This is a genomic window from Streptomyces sp. NBC_00513 (assembly GCF_041431415.1).
In the GTDB taxonomy this organism is placed as follows: Bacteria; Actinomycetota; Actinomycetes; order Streptomycetales; family Streptomycetaceae; genus Streptomyces.
Genome location: NZ_CP107845.1, coordinates 6,659,671 through 6,679,298, shown reverse-complemented (window position 1 = coordinate 6,679,298; position 19,628 = coordinate 6,659,671). Strand labels below are relative to the sequence as shown.

Genomic DNA, 19,628 nt, shown 5'->3' with positions numbered 1-19,628 from the left:
GACACGTCCCGGGTCGCGCCGCGGGCCGGCAGAGCAGACACACACCACACACCGATGGGAACACGCGTGATGGCCACCCTTCTCGAACCGGCCGACGACCGGCTCGACACCCTGCTGTTGAGACGGTGGGACGACGCCCCCGAGCGGATCGCCGTCGTCGACGGCGACCGGGAGATCACCGCGGGCGAACTCCGGGACCGCTGCCTGCGGGTCGCCTCGCTGCTGCGGCGGCGGGGGGCGCGTCCCGGAGACCGGGTGGCGGTCTACGTGGAGCGCTCCGCGGAGTTCGTGACGGGCGTGAGCGGTGTGGTCCTCGCCGGCGCCGCCCAGGTGGCGTTCGACGCGAACGACCCGGTGGAACGCACCCTCGACATGTTGGCCGACTGCCGGCCCCGGCTGCTGATCACCACCGAGGCCCTCCGGTCCCGGCTCCCCGCCGGGCTCGACGTCGAGGTGGTGACGGTCGAGGAGTGCGCGGCCGAGGCGCCGGTCGGCGCGTTCGAACCGGCCGCCGACCTGGCCGAGCAGCCCGCGGTGGCCATCTACACCTCCGGCTCCACCGGCCGCCCCAAGGCGTCGCTCATCCCGCACCGGGCGGTCGCCAGTCGCCTGAAGGCGCTCCAGCGCGCCCACGGGCTGGGCGAGGACGACCGGATGCTGCACCACACCGCGTGCAGCTTCGACATGTTCCTCATCGAGGTGTACTGGCCACTGATCACCGGTGCCACGATCGTGATCGCCGCTCCGGGGCGCCAACGCGACGCCGACTACCTCGCGCGGATGATCCGCGAGGCGGACATCACCACCTTCTACTGCGTGGTCTCCCTGCTCGACCTGTTCCTGCTGGCCCGCGGCCCGCAGGAGCGTTTCGACGGGCTGCGCCGGGTCCTGACAGGCGGGGAGCCGCTCGGCCCCGAGCTGGTCCGCCGCTTCCACGCGCGGTCCACCGCGCCGCTCACCAACCTGTACGGGCCGAGCGAGTGCACGATCTACTGCACGGCGTGGGTCCCGCCCCGGGACACGGAGTTGGACACCGTGTACATCGGCCCGGCCATCGAGGACACCACACTGCGGATCCTCGACGAGGACGGCCGTCCGGTGGCCGACGGGGAGCCGGGCGAGCTGTACATAGGGGGCGCCGGTCTCGCCCTGGGCTACCTCGACCGGCCCGAGCTGACGGCCGAGCGGTTCGTCCCGGACCACCTCGGCGATCCCGGGGACCTGCTCTACCGTTCCGGGGACCTCGTGCGGAGCCACCCGGTGGGCGGGCTGGAGTTCCTCGGCCGGGTGGACCTCCAGGTGAAGGTGCGGGGCTACCGCATCGAGCTCGGTGAGATCGAGGCCGCCGCCCTGCGCGTCCCCGGGGTCCGCCAGGCGGCCGCGGTCGCGTGCGGGTCCGGCGGCGAGGCGCGCCTGGTCGGCTTCCTGGTCGTCGAGCCGGGCACCGACCCGCGGGCCATGACCGCCGCCGTCCACGCGGCACTGCGTTCCGCGCTCCCGGGGTACATGGTTCCCGCCGCCCTCACCGTGCTGCCGGAGCTGCCGCTGACCGCCAACGGCAAGCTCGACCGGACCCTGCTGGCGGAGCGGGCCCTCACGGCGCTGCCCGCCACCACCGCGCTGGAGACGCCCGCCGGGGAGGCGGGCGAAGTGGAGAAGCTCGTCGCCGACGTCTGGTGCGAGGTGCTCGGCCTGCCGGCGATCGGCCTGCACGACGACTTCTTCGACATCGGCGGGGACTCCTTCAAGGTGATCCGTGTGACCCGGAAGTTGGAGAAACTGCTCGGCTTCGAGGTGCCGATGCACCTGGTGTTCGACGAGCCCACCGTCGCGGAGTTCAGCGCCGCCCTCGCCGAGCGGCACGAGGAGGAACAGTGAGACCCCGGACCCCGATCCGCTCGTTCGACGACCTCCGCCTCCACGCGCCGGACCTGTCCTCCCCCGTGGTCACCCTCTTCAGTGGGGGCCTGGACAGCACCTACCTGCTGCTGCGGCTGGTGCGGGCGGGCGTGCGGGACGTCCACGCGCTCAGCGTCGACCTCGGCGAGGACGAGAGCAGCGCGCACAAGCAGGCGATGGCCGACCAACTCGGCATCCGGCTGCACCTGGTGGACGCCCGCGAGAGGTTCGCGGAGGAGTACGTCCGCCCCGCGATAGCCGCGCACGCGGTGTACCTCGACACCCACCCGATCAGTAGCTCCCTGAGCCGGCCGCTGATCGCCGAGATAGCCGTGGACACGGCGCGCGAACTCGGCGCCGGTACGGTGCTGCACACCGCGAACCGCTCGCAGAACACCCTGCGCCGGCTCAACGGGGCCCTGGACCTGCTCGGGTTCGCCGGGCGCCACGGCAGCCCGTACGATCTGACCCCCGTCGACCGGGGTCGCAAGATGCACGAGTTGAAGGAGGCCGGGCTCGACCAGTTGAACGAGCGACTGGTCAGCGGCGATTCCAACCTGTGGTGTCGGGAGTTCGAGTCGGGGATCCTCGACGACCCCGAGGACCACGCCGTGCCGGAGGAGCTGTACCGGTGGAGCGTTCCCCGGCCCGGTACGGGACCGGAGGAGATCGAGATCGGTTTCGACCGTGGCCGGCCCGTCTCGGTGGACGGTCGCGCCCTGCCGCTGACGGAGCTCGTCGAGACGCTCAACCGAAGGGTCGGCGCCCACGGAATCGGTCGCTACTCCGGGCTGGAACACCTGGCCGCGGGACAGAAGGTCCTGGAGGTGAGGGAGATGCCGGCGGCGACCCTGCTGCTGCGTTCCCACCGTCACCTGGAGACGGCGACGCTGCCCGCGGAGACCATCAGGGAGAAGATGCACCAGGAGCAGATCTGGGTGCGCGAGGCGCTGGAGGGCCGTTGGTTCGACGGTCTGCGGCGGGCGAGCCAGGCCTTCGTGGACGTCTGCTCGCAGAGCGTCACCGGCACGGTCCGTTGGCGGCTCGGGGCGGGGACGGCCGTGACGCGGGCCATCGTCGCCGAGGAGCCGCTCTACCTCCGGGACCGCGAGGCGTGGGAACACTCCTCCGTCGCCGCCGAGCGGGGTTCCTTCGGTCCGGCTCGCGAACCGGACCTCGAAAGGGCGTACCGCACGTGACGCGCGCCGACGGCCGCGGGGGCGCGGCGCGGGACCTGCCCGTGTTGGCCGTCGTCTACGGGCGCGGGGCGGCCACCCCGCTGGGAATCCTGGACACGGCGCGGGGGCGTTGCACGGTGGTGTTCCTCGGCGACCTGGGCGATCCCCTGGTCGCCGCGGACCTGGCCCCGGTGTCGAGGAGCACGCGGGTGGTGGACACCCACGGGTTGACCGAGGGGCAACTGTGCGCGCTCGTCGTCGGGTTGGAGCCCGACGGGGTGGTGACGTTCAGCGATTCGTCGCTGCGGGCGACGGCGGTGGTGGCGAAGGCCTGCGGCCTGCCGTTCCACGAGCCGTACACCGCGGACGTGTTGGTGGACAAGTTCCGCCAGCGCGAGGCCCTGGCGTCGGCCGGGGTCCAGAGCACGGCGTGCCGGCTGATCCGCTCCGCCGGGGACCTCGCCCCGGCGCTGGCGGCGACTGGGCTGCCGGCGGTCATCAAACCGCGGGCCGGGTGCAGCAGCACGGACACCTGTCGGGTGGACAGTGCGGAGGAACTCGCGGCACGGTACGAGGAGTTCACCGAAGGGGTGGCGGAGCCCCGCGCGTACGTACTGGAGGAGTACCTGGTCGGCGATCCCTCGGCGGTGGGGGACTTCTGGGGCGACTACGTCTCGGTCGAGTCGGTGACCAGGGAGGGCGACACCAGGACGGCGGGCGTCACGGGCAAGTTGCCGACGGCGTACCCCTTCCGGGAGACCGGTCTGTTCGTTCCGGCCGAACTCCCCGAGGACCTCGTCGAGCAGGTGGTCCGGCTGGAGCGGCGGGCGTTGCGGGCGCTGGGCGTCCGTGAGGGGGTGACCCACACGGAGATCAAGTTCACGCCGGAGGGCCCCCGGGTGATCGAGGTCAACGGACGCATCGGCGGCGGCATCTCCGACATCATGAAGCGTTCGTCGGGGGTCGACCTGCTGGCCCACGCCGTCGAGGCGGCGCTGGGCGCCTTCGACCCGCCCGAGCCGGTGCTCGGGCTCGACGGACCCGACCGCAGGGTCGCCTTCCAGTACCTCGTGTCCCCGCCGTCGGACGCCTGCGTCCCGGGCGGGGTAGAGCTCCTCGACGACCTCTACGACATTCCCGGCGTCGATCTGGTGGACGTCGCCGTCGACCCGGGATGGCGGGCCGACTGGCGGGCGGGGACGGAGTGGATGCTGGGGACGGTCTACGGTTCGGCCCCCGGGTTCGCCGAGCTCCGGATCACCCTCAAGGCCGTCCAGGACCGCATGGGCGCCTTCTGGTCCGAGGTCGAGGGCCGGCAGCGGCCGGCACGGCTGAGTCGGACGGACCCGGCCGGCTGAGTCGGCCGGCCCGCCCCGGCTCGGACGATCGGGGGGCCGCCCCTTCGCGCGGGCGGCCCCCCGACGATCAGGCGCCTTACGCCGGGCGGCCCACCCAGTCCAGGCACAGCACCGTGGCGTCGTCGGTGGACTCGACGCCGGCGCCCCGGTGGCCCGCGAGGTGCTCCAGGATCGCCCCCGGAACCTGGGAGGGCGGCAGGAGACGGGTGCTGGTGACGGCCCGGGCGAGTGCGCGCATGCTGTAGCTCTCACCGGCCGGCGAGGCCACGTCGTAAACCCCGTCGCTCGCGAAGATGAGCCGGTCTCCCGGCTCGACCCGGAAGTCCTGGCAGGTGTAGACGCTGTCCTCGAACATCCCGAGGGGCAGCTGTGCCTCCAGCTCGACGGTCTCGACGTTCCCGTCGCGCAACCGCCAGACCTTCGGCGACCCCGCGTCGACGATCTCGACACGCCCCGTGTCCAGGTGGAAGTCGAGCAGCAGCATCGCCAGATGCCGCTCACCGCGGTACTGCCCGTAGACGGCCTGGTCCGCGAGGGAGGCCTGGTCGACCAGGCCGAGCCCGGCGCGGCGCGCGTTGCGCACGGCGTTGACCGCCAGGTTCGTCAGCAGCGCGGCGTCGATCCCGTCGCCCATGCCGTTGTTCACGCCGATGAACAGGTGATCGGCCGAGGTCGACCAGTCGAAGCTGTCGCCGTAGATGGCGTAGGCGGGCTCCAGCTGCGCGCCGAGGCTGTACTCGGGACGGGCGCAGGAGCGGCCCGGGAGCAACTGCCACTGCATCTCGGCGGCGAGGGTCAGCCGGTCGGTGCGCCGTGCCTGACGGAAGAGGTCGGTGTCCCGTTCGGCCACGAGGAGCTCGTGGGCGAGCGCGTCGGCCACGAGCCCCAGCTCGTCCCTGTCCTCGGGCGTACCGGCACCCTCGGGCAACGTGACGCTCAGCACTCCGAGCCGGTCGCCGCGCACGCTCACCGGCAGGTGGACGATGACCCGCTCGCCGCCGTCCACGAGGTACGGCTCCTGGGCGCCGAAGGCCCGGCCGGGGGCCGTGGAGTACACCGACACCGGCTCGGCGCCGTGCGGCGGCGTGGTCAAGGGCTGCAACCGGGTCATGGAGTAGTCGGCCAACAGCAGCTCGACGGACAGCGCTCCGTGGCGTGCGACCAGCAGCGCGCGGATCTCGTCGAGCAGCTCGTGGGGTGCCGCGGCGCGCAGGATGCGCTCCACCGAATCACTTGGGGGCACGGGGTGCGGCCTGCCTCTCCTCTTCGTGGGTGTGGACGCGATGTGTGCATCCGGTAGAGGAGTGTCACACGGGTCGCGGGCCCGGACGTACCGGTGCGCCGCCAACCCCGCCCGGGGCGCCGGGTTCCGGGCCGGGCGGGCGTGGCGCGCCGATCTTCGACCGTGTCGGGCGGCACCGGGCGGAAGCGACATCGGGGGCGCGACGGTGGCAGAGTGGGCCTCATGCCTCCTCTCGACGATCACCCCGGCACGGAAGCACACCCTTCCGTGACGACCGGTGCGGTCGCGGAGCTCCTCGAAGTGCTGCTGGCGCGCGGCCAGGACGCCACGACTCCCGCGATATCTCCCTCGCAGTTGCGCGCGCTGCTCGTCGTGGAGCAGTCCGAGGGCATCAACCTGCGCACCCTGGGCGCGATGCTCGGTTCCCGACCGCCGTCGGTGACGCGTCTGTGCGACCGCATGGAGGCCATGGGGTTGCTGACCCGCTCGCGCAGCCGGACCAGCGGGCGCGAGGTCGAGCTGTACCCGACCCGGCAGGGCCGGGCGCTGCTGGACGAGTACCGGGCGATCCGGCTGCGGGAGTTGTCCGCCGTGCTCGACCTGATGGAGCCGGCCGCGATCGAGGCGCTGGTCGTGGGCCTGACGGGGTTGCGTCAGGCGGCCGCGGACCTCTTCGCCGCGGGGGCGCGGGCGGCGGGCCCCGAGGCGACGGTGGCCCCGCACGGGGCCGCGGCCCGGGAGTCGACCGCCAGGGGCGCCGGTGTCGGACCGTTGCGGACCACCCGGCTGTCCGACACGGCCTGACGTGCTCGGGGCGAGCGCGACGGATCCCGGCAACTGGTCAAACCCTGATGATTGACCAGTTAAAATATTGCCCGATGGCAAATGATCGCTCTAGTCTCGCTCCGGACGCACCAGGCGCCCGTCGGGCCTGCGCGCTGTGTGGCGAGAGGGGAAAAGCAACGCCATGGGGAGCGCTCTCGGCGTGGGGTCCTCGCACCCTGCCGACAACCCGCCACCGCTGTCGCGCGCAGTGGTGAGCCCGCCTCGGCAGGCCACGTCGATCGACGAGGACCGCTCCCGCGCACTGTGGAGCGGTCTTCCGCCGCGTGTCCTGCTCATCGAGGACGACGAGGGTGACGCCCTCCTCGTCGAGGAGCTGGTCGCGGACAGCGGCGTCGACGTGCGACTGGGTCGCGCGGGCTCCCTGGCCGAGGCCCTGCCCCGGCTGAAGGGCGAGGCGCCGCAGTGCGTCCTGCTCGACCTGCACCTGCCCGACGCCCACGGCCTCGACGCCCTCAACAAGGTGCTGGCCAACGCCGCCGAGGCCGCCGTGGTCGTCCTCACCGGTCTCTCGGAGGAGCAGGCGGGTCTCGCCGCCGTCACGGCCGGGGCGCAGGACTACCTGGTCAAGGGCCGCCTGGAGCCGGACGTCTTCATGCGCGCCATCCGTTACGCGATCCAGCGCAAGCACACGGAGCTCGCGGCGGCCTCCCTCCAGGCGAGCAGGCTGCGCGCGGAGGAGAACTCCCGACTGGAACGCGGTCTGCTGCCGACGCCGCTCCTGCTGGACGACACCGTCGCGGTCTGTGCCCGGTACCAGCCCGGTCGGGCCCAGGCACTCCTCGGCGGTGACTTCTACGACGTCGTCCAGACACCGGACGGGGCGACGCACGCCGTCGTCGGTGACGTCTCGGGGCACGGCCCGGACGAGGCGGCGCTCGGCGTGTGCCTGCGTGTGGCGTGGCGGGCGTTCGTGATGGCCGGCGCCCGCGGTCAGGACCTTCTGGAACTGCTGGAGAAGATCCTGGTCGCCGAGCGTTCCGGGCCCGAGATCTTCGCCACGCTCATCGCGGTCACCCGGCCGGCGGGCTCGCCGCACATCAGCGTGCAGCGGGCCGGACACCCCGGCTTCCTGGTGCGCTCCTCGGCGGGCGTGCGCCTGGAAGAGGTGCCCGGCGGCCCCGCCCTGGGCATCGTGCCCGACTGGGACACCCGGTGGCCCGTCGTCCAGGTTCCCGTCGAGAACACGGGGGCCGTGATGCTCTTCACCGACGGCCTGATCGAGGGCAGGATCGGCTCCGGCTCGGACCGCCTCGACGAGGACGGGCTGCTGGACATCGCCCGCCGCCACAACGACCTGCCCGCCGACGCCTTCGTCGACACCCTGATCCACACCGCCCAGACCCTCGCCGCGGACAGCGGCGGGCTGGCCGACGACGTCGCCGTACTCCACCTCGAATGGAACACCTCCTTGTGAGTGCCCCGGACCCGACAGCCCCCCCGACCCCCCGTACCGGCCGTACCGGGCTGAGCCTGCGCGCGTGGTTCATGTCCGTGCTGGCCCTGCTCGGGGTGATGGTCGTCGTCACGGCCGTGGTCGGCGCCGCCCTGCTGTCGAACACGACGGCGGCCGGTGACCGGCTCGTCGACCGGATCGCGCCGGCCCAGCGGGAGGCCCTGCGCCTGGAGTCCGCCCTGCTGGACCAGGAGACCGGGGTCCGCGGCTACCTGCTGACGCGCGACCCGAAGCTGCTGGAGCCTTACGAGCGCGGCCTGGAGAACGAGCGCGCCTCGTCCCGGAGGCTGGAGACGCTGCTCGACGACGAGAGCACCGCCCGGACCGACCTGGCGGCCGTCGAGCAGGCCGCGCGCACCTGGCAGGACTCCTTCGCCTCGCCGAGCCTCGCGTCGGCGAAGGCCGGGACGGCCGGGCCGTCGGTCCAATTGGGCAAGGACCGCTTCGACGAGGTCCGCGGGCGCGTCAAGACCCAGCAGACCCGACTCGACACCCTGCAGGGCGACGCCCGCGCCACCTTCGCGCAGGCCCGCTCCGAACGCGACCACGTCCTGTTGGCGATCGTCGTGGCCTTCCTCGTGACCGGCCTCTGCCTCGCCGTGCTCCTGCAGATGAGCGTCGTCCGGCCGCTGGCCGAGGTCCGGGCCGCGTCCCGGAGGGTGGCCGCGGGCGCGTTCGAGGAGGAGATCCCCGAGACGGGACCCTCCGACCTGCGCTCGCTCGCCCGCGCGGTGGAGGCCATGCGCCGCAGGACCGTCGCCGAGCTGAAGGCCTCCCGCCGCAACGCGGAGGAGCTGAAGCGGACCGCCGCGGACCTCGACGCCCAGGCGGTGGAACTGCGCCGCTCCAACGCCGAGCTGGAACAGTTCGCGTACGTCGCCTCGCACGACCTCCAGGAACCGCTGCGCAAGGTCGCCTCGTTCTGCCAGCTCCTGGAGAAGCGGTACGGGGACCGGCTCGACGAGCGGGGCAGCCAGTACATCGGCTTCGCCGTCGACGGCGCCAAGCGCATGCAGGTCCTGATCAACGACCTGCTCACGTTCTCCCGGGTGGGCCGGGTCCAGGACGCGCGGGAGACCGTCGCCCTGGACGGCACCGTCGACCGCGCCCTGCGCAACCTCGCCACCGCCGTCGAGGAGAGCGGGGCCGAGATCGTGCGGCCGGAGCGCCTGCCCGCGGTGTCGGGCGACCCCACCCTGCTCACCATGCTCTGGCAGAACCTCGTCGCCAACGCCGTGAAGTTCCGCTCCCCCGACCGCCCCGCGCGCGTCGAGATCGCCCTGCGCGACGACGAGGAAGGGACCGGGGCCGAACCCGGCTTCCACACCTTCACCGTCACGGACAACGGAATCGGGATCCCGGCCGAGTTCGCCGACAAGGTGTTCGTCATCTTCCAGCGCCTGCACGGCCGGGAATCCTACGGTGGCACGGGGATCGGCCTGTCGCTCTGCAAGAAGATCGTCGAGCACTCGGGCGGTCGCATCTGGATCGACACCGCCCATACCGGCGGAACGCGGATGGTCTTCACCCTGCCCGTACTCACCGACGACGGGTCCGTGGCAGGATCCGGCTCCGTGGCAGGATCCGGCGTGGCGGGATCCGATTCCGCCTCCGTGAACGCGAACGCGACCGTACCGACCATCGAAGGAAGCACCGCATGAGCCCCCTCCCCAGGCCGCAGAGCCAGCCGGCGGAAGTCCTGCTCGTCGAGGACGACGCGGGTGACGAGCTCATGACCCGCGAGGCCTTCGAGGACAACAAGATCGGCAACACTCTGCACGTCGTCCGGGACGGCCTGGAGGCCCTGGACTTCCTGTACCGCAGGGGCGACCACACGAACGCCCCGCGCCCCGACCTGATCCTCCTCGACCTGAACCTTCCCAAGTACGACGGTCGGCAGGTCCTCGAACAGATCAAGAACGACCCCGAGCTGAGTCACATCCCGGTGGTCGTCCTCACCACGTCGGCGGCGGAGGAGGACATCCTGCGCAGCTACAAGCTGCACGCCAACGCCTACGTGACCAAGCCGGTGGACCTCGACCAGTTCATCCGGGCCATCCAGCAGATCGACGACTTCTTCGTCACCGTGGTGAAACTGCCGCGGTCCGTCTGATTCGAGCACCGCGACCGGGTGCGACCGGTCGGACCGGATCAACCGACATCGGAGAGAGAGAAAGATGGAGCACATGGACGCTCACACGTTCCCGGGTGGCGATGACGTGCGGTGCCGCGTCGAGACGCGTTCCGAGGGCGACGTCCGCATCGTCGTGATGGCGGGCGAGTTCGACATGGACAACGTGGACGAGCTGCGCGGCGCCCTGGACCCCGAGGCCGCCGGCGTCGCCCGGTACGTCCTGGACGTCGCGGGGGTCACCTTCGCGGACTCGACGACGCTGAGCGTCATGCTCCAGCCGGCCCTGGACCGCCCCGTGATCCTGGCCGGGGTGGTACCGCCCCGCCTGGGCCGGCTCCTCGACATCACGGGTGCCTCCCAGGTCTTCGCCGCGGCCCCCACGCTGGCCGAGGCCATGATCATGACCGTGCCGTCCCAGCGTCGTCGACCGTGATCCACGGGCCGGGGAGGGCACTGGTGTTTGCCGCCGCGATTGCCGGCGCGGCTACAGGGCAGTCGAGTAGCGTCCGCGTCTGACGTGACCGATGAGGAGGTGAACGTGCGATACGACGTGAACGGACCGGCGCAGCCCGTTCCGCACACCGCCATGGAGGCGCGGGACCGCGTGCGGTTCCTGCTGGGCTCCGCGGGACTCGTCGGTGTCGGCCCGGACGGGGACGACGTCCTGACCGACGCGCTCCTGGTGACGTCGGAACTGGCGACGAACGCCATCCGGCACGGTGGCGGGATCACCGGATTCAGCGCCTCGGTGTCGGAGAACGGTCTGCGCCTGAGCATCAGCGACCCCAGCGGTGACCGTCCCGTCACCCTGCCCCGCCAGGCCGGCACGTTCCTCGCCGGCGGCTTCGGCTGGCCCCTGATCCAGCGCCTCTCGCACAGTGTGACCGTCACCCTGCTGCCGGCGGGCGGCAAGCGCATCACGGTGCTCGTACCGCTGGCCGCGCACCCCGTGGCGACCGACCGGACCGGGAACCTCGACCCCCGCCTGGACCTGGACCCCAGGCTCGACGTGGACCCGGGCCCCAGCCGCGACCGCGACCGTGTGTCGCGCGGGAGTGACGCCGCGTCCTGATCGGTCGCCGGGCGGTCCCGAACGTTCACGACCGGTCTCAGGCGGGCGTGTGTTCAGACTCAGGCAGGCGTGTCCATCCGCATGCTGAGATGCGACGCCGCGGGGCGGGATTCTCGTGGCAGACTCCCCGCCATGCCGCACCAGCTGATTATTGGCGCCGGCGTGCGGGCCCCGGACTGACCGAGCGATTCGCCCTCGGTCCCACCGCCCGCACGCAGACCTCTCGCATCCGCGAGGGGTCTTTTTGTTTTCCGCCCCGCCCGCCGACCCGCCCGCCCGCCGCCCCGCCTGCCGACCCGCCCTCCGACCTCGACCGCCGACCTCGACCAGGCCCCGACCGCCGCTCGTGGCCGGTGCGCGCCCGAGTCGCCCTCGGCCCGTTCCGCCTCCCAGGACAGGAGCCCGCCCCATGACCGTCAGCGACACCCTCCCCGCCCTCGACATCGCCGCACGCCGGTCCGCTTCCCGCGCCGTGCCGCCCGCCCCGCAGGACGCGGAGGAGGACTCGTACGCGCTGACCGTCACGCTCCGGGACGGCGGGCACGCCCTCTCCCGCATCGTGACCGTGCTGAACAGCCTGTGTGTCACCGAGCTGACCTTCCGGGCGTCCGACGAGGCTCCCGCGCGCTGCGAGATCGTCGTTCCGGCCGCGGACGCCCCCCGCGCCCGGGCCAGACTGTTGCGTTGCGTCCACGTACTGGACGTCACGGCCCGGCGCGTGCGGCGCCGAGGGCCGTGGAGCGACCGGGACCACGCCGAAGACCTGCCCGGACGTCCTGGGTAGGGTGACGCGACAGCACATCGCGAACAGCATCAAGGAGCAGACGTGAGCGAGCCGGCGTCCATCGCCCTGCAGCAGGAGATCGCCCGGGACCTGCAGGTCGCCGAGACATTCGATGCCGAGCGGGAGATCGAGCGTCGGGTCGCCTTCCTCGCCGAGCGGCTGACCTCCACCGGTCTGCGTTCCCTCGTGCTCGGCATCAGCGGCGGCGTGGACTCGACCACCGCCGGCCGGCTGTGCCAGCTCGCCGTGGAGCGGGCCCGGGCGGCCGGACACGAGGCGCGGTTCCACGCCATGCGGCTGCCCTACGGGGTGCAGGCCGACGAGCACGACGCCCGGCTCGCGCTCTCCTTCATCCAGGCCGACCACATACTGACCGTGGACATCAAGCCCGCGAGCGACGCGGCCCTGGAGGCCTCGCTGGCCGCCGGCGTGGACTTCCGCGACGCCCGTCACCAGGACTTCGTGCACGGCAACATCAAGGCTCGGCAGCGCATGATCGCCCAGTACACGGTGGCCGGGGCGCACGACGGTCTGGTCGTCGGCACCGACCACGCCGCGGAGGCCGTGTCGGGGTTCTTCACCAAGTTCGGTGACGGCGCCGCGGACCTGGTGCCGCTGACGGGGCTGACCAAGCGCCGGGTGCGCGCCGTCGCGGACGCGCTGGGCGCGCCCGCCGAGCTGGTGTGGAAGACCCCGACGGCCGACCTGGAGACCCTCGACCCGGGCAAGGCCGACGAGGACGCCCTCGGTGTCACCTACGACGACATCGACGACTTCCTGGAGGGCAAGCCGGTGGACGAGCCGACCTTCGCCACCATCGTCGGGCGCTACCGACTGACCGACCACAAGCGCCAACTGCCCGTGGCCCCCTGATTCTCCGGCCCCGGGCGACGGGTCGGTGAAAGCGGTGGGCGTGGCCGCCCGGCTCGGGGCCGGGGACCACCCCGGGGCCGGGGGCCGTCGTCGAGGCCGGGGGGCCGTCGTCGGGGGGCGGTCGTCGCGGGTCGCGGTCAGGGCTCGTCGTCGGGGGCTCGTCGTCGGGGCCGGTGGGAGGCCCCGGCGGTGCCGGACCGGGCGCGGGGCGGGTACGGCGCCGGAAGGGCCCGTCGGGGCCGGCGGCTTCGGGTTCATCCGGCCGGCGGAACAGCGGATGCCGTCCGCCGCCCGCCGGGGCAGGCTGTGCGCAAGGACCCCATCACCGCACAGACGAGGACCGCGCCATGTCCCACAGTCGGCGTATCGGCGTCATCACCGGGGCCGCAGCACTGTTGCTGACCGCCACCGCCTGCTCGGGCCTGGGCCGGAGCACCGTCGGCATGCTCTCTTTCCGCGGCCACGAGTCGCCGGTCGTGTTGAGCTACTCGAACACCCCGGTCAAGGGCTGCCACAAGATCGCCATCCCCAGGGGCGCCACCCACGTCGAGAACAACACCCTCGTCGACATCGTCCTGTACCGGACGCCCAACTGCGAGAAGACCGATCGGGCCGACGGGATCTACGTGGCGACCACCCTGTCGAACGTGACGGCTCCCCACACCCTCCCCTGGCGCAGTTTCAGCGTCATCCACTGACCCGAACGGCCTGACCGCCCCACCCGGCCCGCCCGCGCACCTTCGCGCCGGCGGGCCGGGGCCGTGGTGGGGTGGGCCGTGGTGGGGTGGGCCGTTCCCTCGCGGGGCCCGGGTCACGGGCGCGGGGCCGGGGTCACGGGCACCCCGTCAGCTCGCGGGCGTCCATCGGCATCCGCCACCTGCGCCGCCGGCGTACGGACTCCAGGTCGGCCCGGAGCGGGCCGGGCGGCACCACCAGGACCGGGCAGGACGCGTGTGCCAGGCAGTACCGGGCCACCGAGGGCCGCAGTGCGCGGAGCACCGGAGCCCGGCTGCCGGTACCGACGACGAGCAGGTCCCCCGGATCCGCCACCGCGTCCACCAGTGCGGCGCCGGGCGTTCCGCGCGCGGCCAGTCCGGCCAGGGTGACCCCCGGCGGGCGCGCCCCGAACGCGCGGTCGAGGGTCTCCCGCAGACGCTCGACCGCAGCGGACCGGCAGCCGTCGAGCACCGACGGACCCCCGGAGCAGCGCGCGGCCGGCCCGCCGCCGGGCGGTTGCCAGGCCAGTACGACCCACAGCTCCGCATCCCGTACCCGGGCCTCCGTCGCCGCCCGGTGCAGCGCGGTCATGCTCCCGAGGGATCCGCTGGTCCCCACCACGACGCGTCCTCGCACAGTCCCGCCCTTTCACGTGGTCCGACGCGCTCCATGGAACGGCCACGACGGGGCGCCCGGCGGGCTCCCTGACGGTTTCCGAACGCGGGACCCGGACTTCTTGACGCGCCCCTCGCACCGGGACCGCCGCCGATCGCGGGCCACGCCCGCCCGATCACTCACCTCACGCGGCCGATGTGGGGCGACTGCGGGGCCGCCGCGGAGCGAACGCGGGACCGACGCGGGACCGACGCGGAGCGAACACGGCCGGGTCGCCGGGGCCGGCGGCCCGCGATTCGGGCGCCGATGCCCGGCCGGCGTCGCGACCCGTACTCCACATGTGCGCCCGAGACCCGACACCCCGCCACCCGAGCCGCCGCGCGACAGGTGGCGGGCGGCCGCTCAGAGACCGAACTGTGCCCGGCGCCCCTCGGGAACGAGGTCCGTGTACTCGGGGTGCTTGCCGATCCACCCCCGGATGAAGGGGCAGTACGGCAGGACGTCCAGCTTGCGGGCCCGGACGTCGTCGAGGGCGCCGCGGGCGAGCAGGCCGCCCAGGCCCTGACCGGCGAAGCGGGGCTCCGTCTCGGTGTGGATGAAGGCGATCTCGCCCTCCGAGAGGAAGTACTCGGCGAAGCCGGCCGTCTCGGTCCCGTCGGCTCCGGCGAGGATCTCGTACCGGGACTTCTCGGGGCGGTCCACCACTCGTGGTTCCATGCTGCTTCGTCCTGCGCGGTGATCATGCGGCTGTCCCGTCAGATGATCCACTGTCCGCGCATCCGGCCGACGCCCGCCCACGTCGTACCGACGCCACTGCCGGTGCTCCGGTCGCGGGGATCGTGATCAGGCGTCGTGAGAGTCTGCTCCTCATGATCGCCAAGCTGCAGTGTGTGGTGTTGGACTGTGCCGATGTCGTCGAGTTGTCCCGGTTCTACCAGTCGCTCCTCGGCGGCGTGGTGAACCAGCCGGATCCGCGGTGGTCGACCGACGAGGGCTGGGCCACGCTCCATGCCGACGGTGGGTTCGTGCTCGCCTTCCAACGGGTGGAGGACCATCAGCCGCCCCGGTGGCCGGACCCTGCCCGCCCTCAGCAGTTCCACCTCGACCTGGGGGTCACGAACCTGGACCAGGCCCAGCGGGAGGTGCTCGATCGGGGCGCCGCGCTGCTGGACGAGGGAGACGGGAGACGGAGTTGGCGCGTCTTCGCCGATCCGGCGGGACACCCGTTCTGTCTCGTCCGGGACTGACGGGACCCGCCGGGCACGCCGTTGACATCGGGGAGGCCCGGGGCGCGGACCTCGGCCTTCCGCGGGAGGCGGACGGGAGGACCTACACCGGGGCCGGAAGGGTCAGTTCGAAGCGGCAGCCGCCGGGCACGTTGTGGACGTCGGCCTGTCCCGCGTGGGCCTCGACGATGCCCCGGACGATCGCGAGGCCCAGCCCCGCCCCCGACGGAGGGGTGCGGGCCGGGGCGCCGCGCCACCCGGTGTCGAAGACGCGCGGGAGGTCCTCCTCCGGGATGCCACCACAGGCGTCGGTGACCGATACCACCACCGCGCCGGCGCGGCGTTCGGCGGCAATCGCGACCGTGCCGTCGGCCGGGGTGTGCCGGATGGCGTTCACCAGCAGGTTGGACAGCACCCGGGTCATCTCCTTGCCGTCGACCTCCACCGGCAGCGGGGCCACGTCCTCGCCGGCCAGGTGAACTCCGTGCCGGCGGGCGAGGGCGTCGGCGCCCGCCAGCGCGTCGCCCACCAGGTCGTAGACGGACAGTCGGGTGGGGCTGAGGCTGAGGGCGCCCGCGTGGATGCGGGACAGCTCGAACAGGTCCGTGACCATCGAGTTGAGGCGTTCCACCTCGGCGCGCATCTGCCGGTGGTAGCGGGACGGATCGGCCACGAGGCCGTCCTCCAGTGCCTCCGACATCGCGCGCAGGCCGGCGAGGGGGGTGCGCAGGTCGTGCGAGATCCAGGCCACGAGTTCGCGCCGTGAGGTCTCCAGGGCGCGTTCCCGTTCGCGGGAGGCGGCGAGGCGCGCACCGGTCCGGTCCAGTTCCCGGCTCAGTGCGGTGAGTTCGGCGGGGGCGGGCACGGTGGGGGCCGTGAAGGTGCCCACCTCTCCGAACTCGCCGGCCGCGCGCACGAGTTCCCGACAGCGCAGCACCACCTGACGGCCCAGCAGCAGGGCGGTGACGAGGGACACGGCGGCGGCCATCGCGACGACGGTGGTCACCACGGCCAGGTCGTGGGAGGACAGGAACATCGCCCACGCCACCGTGAGCGTGCCGGCGAGCATCGCCGAGACCGCGACGGCCGCCACGACCGCGAGGGAGACGGCGATGCTGCGCCGGCGCAGTATCCGCAGGGCCACCGCTCCGAGGAGTCCGGCGGCGCCCGCGCCGAGGAGCGCGTACAGGGCGATGAGCAGCAGGTCACGCATGGCCGTCCTCCGTCCGGACACCCACGGCACCCGACACACCCGAGGCGCCCGAGGCACCCGCCGCACCCGCCGCGTCCCGGGCGGTGTCCGGGCCCGTTTCGAAGCGGTATCCGGCGCCCCACACGGTCTTGATCAGTGTCGGATTCGCCGGGTCGTCCTCGATCTTGCCGCGCAGTCGGCGGACGTGGACGGTGACCGTGGACAGGTCGCCGAAGTCCCATCCCCAGACCTCGCGCATCAGCCGCTCCCGGTCGCAGACCTGCCCCTGGTGTCCGAGGAAGTAGGCGAGCAGGTCGAACTCCCTGAGGGTGAGGCCCAGTTCGGCGCCGTTCTTGGTGACTCGGCGGGCGGCCGGATCCATGGCGATACCGGCCGCGGCGAGCACGGGTCCGGTGTTCGGGGCGGTGGTCGAGGCCGCCCTGCGCAGGACCGACCGTACGCGCAGGACGAGCTCGCGCGGGCTGAAGGGCTTCGTGACGTAGTCGTCGGCGCCGACCTCCAGGCCCAGGATCCGGTCGTCCTCGTCTCCGCGCGCGGTGAGCATGACCACCGGGACGGGCGGGGTCCCGTCCCGGTGGGCGCGCAGTCGACGGCAGACCTCGAGTCCGTCCATGCCGGGGAGCATCAGGTCGAGGACGACCAGGTCGGGTCGGTGCTCCTGAGCGGCGCGCAGCGCGGCCGGGCCGTCGGCTGCCCGCTCGACGCGGTATCCGGCCCGTTCCAGGTAGCCGGCCACCACCTCCGAGACGGTCGGGTCGTCGTCCACGACCAGGACGAGGCCGGGGGTCTCGGCGGGCGCGGGTTCCCGCTCGGTGTGCGGGCCCGTGTCCGGATGCCGCTCGATGCTCGATGCCATGCCTCAAGGGTGACACCGCGGGCCGCGGCCGGGGTCCTCGGAGGTCCGTACGCGGCACGGCGTCCGCGTTTCGTAAGGTCTTGAATCGCCTTTCCGGGCTGTCCGGTTCCTACGGTGTGGAGGGTGACTGAATCTGCCTGTGCACCGCCCCGCGCGGACCTCGTACTGCCGTGTCTCGACGAGGCGGAGGCCCTGCCCTGGGTGCTGGCCCGTGTGCCCGCCGGCTGGCGGGCCATCGTCGTCGACAACGGTTCCACCGACGGCTCCCCCGACATCGCCCGCGCCCTCGGCGCCACGGTCGTCCACGAGCCCCGACGCGGGTTCGGGGCCGCCTGCCACGCCGGACTGTTGGCCGCGCGTGCCGACCTGGTCTGCTTCTGCGACTGCGACGGCTCCCTCGATCCCGGGCTGCTCGCCCCCATGGCGGCCCGGATCGTCGCCGGCGAGACGGACCTGCTGCTCGGCCGGCGCCGACCGAGCGGCCGCGGTGCGTGGCCGGTCCACGCCAGGGCCGGCAATCTCGCGCTGGCCCGGATGCTGCGCCGCCGCACCGGCCTGCGGCTGCACGACCTGGGGCCGATGCGGGTCGCGCGCCGCGAGGCCCTGCTCGATCTGGCCCTGACCGACCGCCGCAGCGGGTACCCGCTCCAGATGGTCGTACGGGCCGCCGACGCGGGGTGGCGGGTGAGCGAGACGGACGTCCCCTACCTGCCCCGCTCGGGGAAGTCCAAGGTCACCGGGACCTGGCGGGGCACCTGGCAGGCCGTGCGCGACATGCGGCGGGTCCTGGGCGAGGCCCCCGGCGCCCGCTGCGCACCGGGTGAGGGGGTCGTCGCGTGAGTACTCTCCTCGTCATCGCCAAAGCGCCCGTCGCCGGGCGGGTGAAGACCCGTCTGACCTCGCGCTTCACCCCCGATCAGGCCGCCGAGTTGGCATGCGCCGCGCTCCGCGACACCCTGGCCGCCGTCCTCGCCACCCCGGCCCGACGGCGGATCCTGGTCCTGGACGGGGAGGCCGGCCCCTGGCTGCCGGACGGCATCGATGTCCGGCCGCAGTGCGCGGGGACCCTCGACGTCCGCCTCGCCGCGGCTTTCGACCTGGCGGGCGGACCGGCCCTGCTCATCGGGATGGACACCCCTCAGGTCACCCCGGAGCTGCTCCGGCAGGGCCTCGATTTCACGGACACGGACGCCTGGTTCGGGCCGGCGGACGACGGTGGTTTCTGGGCCCTGGGGCTCGCGGATCCGGACCCGGACCTGTTGTGCGGCGTCCCGATGTCCGTACCGGACACCGGCGCGGTGCAGCGGCGGCGGCTGATCGCCGCGGGACTGACCGTGCGGGACCTGCCCGAGTTGTGTGACGTGGACACCCCGCAGGACGCGGCGCGCGTGGCGGCAGCCGCGCCGACCACCCGGTTCGCGGCCCTGCACGCCGGCCTGTGCGCGGTGACGCGATGACCGTTCGTCTCCTGGAACCCGCCCGCACCTGGCAGGCCGACCCGTACGCCGAGGCGCTGCGCGCCGGCCAGGGTCCCCTGTTCCTGCGGCGCGGTGACGGTTGGCTGCTGCCCCTCGACGTCGAACGCTGGTGCGCGGAACCGGACATCGCCGACGACAGCGTCCTGGACCGCTGCCGGGGCCCCGTCCTCGACGTGGGCTGCGGGCCGGGCCGGCTGGTCGCCGCCCTCGCCCGCAGGGGTCACACGGCGCTCGGCGTGGACGTCACGCCGGCCGCCGTGGAGCGCACCGTGCGGGCGGGCGGCAGCGCCCTGTGCCGGTCGGTGTTCGACCCGCTGCCACGCGAGGGTCGCTGGGGGGCGGTGCTGCTCATCGACGGCAACATCGGGATCGGCGGCGACCCCTCGGCCCTGTTGCGTCGCGCGGCCGAACTCACGGCTCCCGACGGGGCCCTGTTCGTCGAGGTGGTCGGCGCCGACGTGGACGAACGCGTCGAGGTCCACGTCGACGACGGACACGGCGGGCGGGGGGCGCCCTTCCGGTGGGCCAGGCTCGGTACCCGCGCCCTGTGCGCGGCGGCGGAGGGTGCGGGCTGGAGCCCGGCGGGCACCTGGCAGTCGGCGGGCCGGCACTTCGTGCACCTGGGCCGCTGACCGCACCCACCGGACAGCCGCCCTCCGGCCGGAACGTTCTTGCGGCCGGAG

The 19,628-nt window shown here is 73.1% G+C and carries 21 protein-coding genes; 16 read left to right on the top strand and 5 right to left on the bottom strand.

Annotated elements, in window-relative coordinates; translation table 11 throughout:
* Positions 1–69 precede the first annotated feature (69 nt).
* From OHA84_RS30405 to OHA84_RS30395, 3 genes are read left to right on the top strand one after another with little or no spacing between them, the layout of a single operon-like run.
* Positions 70–1,878, top strand: coding sequence for a non-ribosomal peptide synthetase (locus OHA84_RS30405; protein WP_371591493.1), 1,809 nt, complete (start codon positions 70–72; stop codon positions 1,876–1,878).
* Complete coding sequence (locus tag OHA84_RS30400) at positions 1,875–3,098, top strand: argininosuccinate synthase-related protein (RefSeq protein ID WP_266952354.1); 1,224 nt, start codon at positions 1,875–1,877, stop codon at positions 3,096–3,098. The genes OHA84_RS30405 and OHA84_RS30400 overlap by 4 nt, the downstream gene beginning before the upstream one ends.
* Complete coding sequence (locus OHA84_RS30395; protein ID WP_266968787.1) at positions 3,095–4,435, top strand: acetyl-CoA carboxylase biotin carboxylase subunit family protein; 1,341 nt, start codon at positions 3,095–3,097, stop codon at positions 4,433–4,435. The genes OHA84_RS30400 and OHA84_RS30395 overlap by 4 nt, the downstream gene beginning before the upstream one ends.
* A 76-nt stretch (positions 4,436–4,511) precedes the next feature.
* Here the strand turns inward: OHA84_RS30395 and OHA84_RS30390 are convergent, their stop codons facing one another.
* Positions 4,512–5,678: a PP2C family protein-serine/threonine phosphatase gene (locus tag OHA84_RS30390; RefSeq protein ID WP_266968789.1), complete on the bottom strand. Its 1,167-nt coding sequence runs from the start codon at positions 5,676–5,678 to the stop codon at positions 4,512–4,514.
* A 222-nt stretch (positions 5,679–5,900) separates the two neighbouring features.
* On the opposite strand from OHA84_RS30390, the gene OHA84_RS30385 reads away from it, so the two are divergent.
* The 9 genes from OHA84_RS30385 to OHA84_RS30345 all read left to right on the top strand — a co-directional run bounded on the left by OHA84_RS30385 (position 5,901) and on the right by OHA84_RS30345 (position 13,538).
* Complete coding sequence (locus OHA84_RS30385; RefSeq protein ID WP_078998734.1) at positions 5,901–6,482, top strand: MarR family winged helix-turn-helix transcriptional regulator; 582 nt, start codon at positions 5,901–5,903, stop codon at positions 6,480–6,482.
* A gap of 163 nt (positions 6,483–6,645) precedes the next feature.
* The gene (locus OHA84_RS30380) at positions 6,646–7,938 is read left to right on the top strand and encodes a PP2C family protein-serine/threonine phosphatase (protein WP_266968791.1); all 1,293 of its coding nucleotides are present in this window, start codon (positions 6,646–6,648) and stop codon (positions 7,936–7,938) included.
* Positions 7,920–9,638 carry an ATP-binding protein gene (locus tag OHA84_RS30375; RefSeq protein ID WP_266968793.1) on the top strand — a complete coding sequence of 573 codons (1,719 nt, stop codon included), beginning with the start codon at positions 7,920–7,922 and terminating at the stop codon, positions 9,636–9,638. Before OHA84_RS30380 ends, OHA84_RS30375 begins: the two co-directional genes overlap by 19 nt.
* Positions 9,635–10,090, top strand: coding sequence for a response regulator (locus OHA84_RS30370; protein WP_266968795.1), 456 nt, complete (start codon positions 9,635–9,637; stop codon positions 10,088–10,090). The genes OHA84_RS30375 and OHA84_RS30370 overlap by 4 nt, the downstream gene beginning before the upstream one ends.
* A gap of 73 nt (positions 10,091–10,163) precedes the next feature.
* Positions 10,164–10,544 (top strand): STAS domain-containing protein, encoded by a 381-nt coding sequence (locus OHA84_RS30365; protein WP_266968797.1) that lies wholly within the window; start codon positions 10,164–10,166, stop codon positions 10,542–10,544.
* A 105-nt stretch (positions 10,545–10,649) separates the two neighbouring features.
* Positions 10,650–11,183 carry an ATP-binding protein gene (locus tag OHA84_RS30360; RefSeq protein WP_266952344.1) on the top strand — a complete coding sequence of 178 codons (534 nt, stop codon included), beginning with the start codon at positions 10,650–10,652 and terminating at the stop codon, positions 11,181–11,183.
* Positions 11,184–11,592: 409 nt separating this feature from the next.
* Positions 11,593–11,967 carry a hypothetical protein gene (locus tag OHA84_RS30355; RefSeq protein ID WP_266952343.1) on the top strand — a complete coding sequence of 125 codons (375 nt, stop codon included), beginning with the start codon at positions 11,593–11,595 and terminating at the stop codon, positions 11,965–11,967.
* A 42-nt stretch (positions 11,968–12,009) separates the two neighbouring features.
* Positions 12,010–12,840 (top strand): ammonia-dependent NAD(+) synthetase, encoded by an 831-nt coding sequence (gene nadE, locus OHA84_RS30350; protein WP_323178928.1) that lies wholly within the window; start codon positions 12,010–12,012, stop codon positions 12,838–12,840.
* A gap of 347 nt (positions 12,841–13,187) precedes the next feature.
* Positions 13,188–13,538, top strand: a complete 351-nt coding sequence (locus OHA84_RS30345) for a hypothetical protein (RefSeq protein WP_266952342.1) — start codon at positions 13,188–13,190, stop codon at positions 13,536–13,538.
* A gap of 133 nt (positions 13,539–13,671) precedes the next feature.
* Here OHA84_RS30345 and OHA84_RS30340 read toward each other — a convergent pair whose 3' ends face one another.
* Entirely contained in the window at positions 13,672–14,175 is a 504-nt protein-coding gene (locus OHA84_RS30340) for a universal stress protein (RefSeq protein WP_371591612.1), read from the bottom strand.
* 399 nt (positions 14,176–14,574) lie between these two features.
* Positions 14,575–14,889, bottom strand: a complete 315-nt coding sequence (locus tag OHA84_RS30335; protein WP_266952340.1) for a GNAT family N-acetyltransferase — start codon at positions 14,887–14,889, stop codon at positions 14,575–14,577.
* Positions 14,890–15,041: 152 nt separating this feature from the next.
* On the opposite strand from OHA84_RS30335, the gene OHA84_RS30330 reads away from it, so the two are divergent.
* Positions 15,042–15,419 (top strand): VOC family protein, encoded by a 378-nt coding sequence (locus tag OHA84_RS30330; RefSeq protein ID WP_266952339.1) that lies wholly within the window; start codon positions 15,042–15,044, stop codon positions 15,417–15,419.
* An 82-nt stretch (positions 15,420–15,501) separates the two neighbouring features.
* Here the strand turns inward: OHA84_RS30330 and OHA84_RS30325 are convergent, their stop codons facing one another.
* Positions 15,502–16,611, bottom strand: coding sequence for a sensor histidine kinase KdpD (locus OHA84_RS30325; RefSeq protein ID WP_266968802.1), 1,110 nt, complete (start codon positions 16,609–16,611; stop codon positions 15,502–15,504).
* Entirely contained in the window at positions 16,604–17,467 is an 864-nt protein-coding gene (locus OHA84_RS30320; protein ID WP_266952337.1) for a response regulator transcription factor, read from the bottom strand. Before OHA84_RS30320 ends, OHA84_RS30325 begins: the two co-directional genes overlap by 8 nt.
* A gap of 123 nt (positions 17,468–17,590) precedes the next feature.
* On the opposite strand from OHA84_RS30320, the gene OHA84_RS30315 reads away from it, so the two are divergent.
* Genes OHA84_RS30315 through OHA84_RS30305 form a run of 3 tightly spaced genes read left to right on the top strand, consistent with a single transcriptional unit; the run spans position 17,591 to position 19,577 of the window.
* On the top strand, positions 17,591–18,307 hold the full coding sequence (locus OHA84_RS30315; protein WP_053676164.1) for a glycosyltransferase family 2 protein: 717 nt from the start codon (positions 17,591–17,593) through the stop codon (positions 18,305–18,307).
* The gene (locus OHA84_RS30310) at positions 18,304–18,924 is read left to right on the top strand and encodes a DUF2064 domain-containing protein (RefSeq protein ID WP_266968805.1); all 621 of its coding nucleotides are present in this window, start codon (positions 18,304–18,306) and stop codon (positions 18,922–18,924) included. Before OHA84_RS30315 ends, OHA84_RS30310 begins: the two co-directional genes overlap by 4 nt.
* A complete protein-coding gene (locus OHA84_RS30305; RefSeq protein WP_053676162.1) occupies positions 18,921–19,577 on the top strand; it encodes a bifunctional 2-polyprenyl-6-hydroxyphenol methylase/3-demethylubiquinol 3-O-methyltransferase UbiG in 657 nt (218 codons plus the stop codon). The genes OHA84_RS30310 and OHA84_RS30305 overlap by 4 nt, the downstream gene beginning before the upstream one ends.
* Positions 19,578–19,628 lie beyond the last annotated feature (51 nt).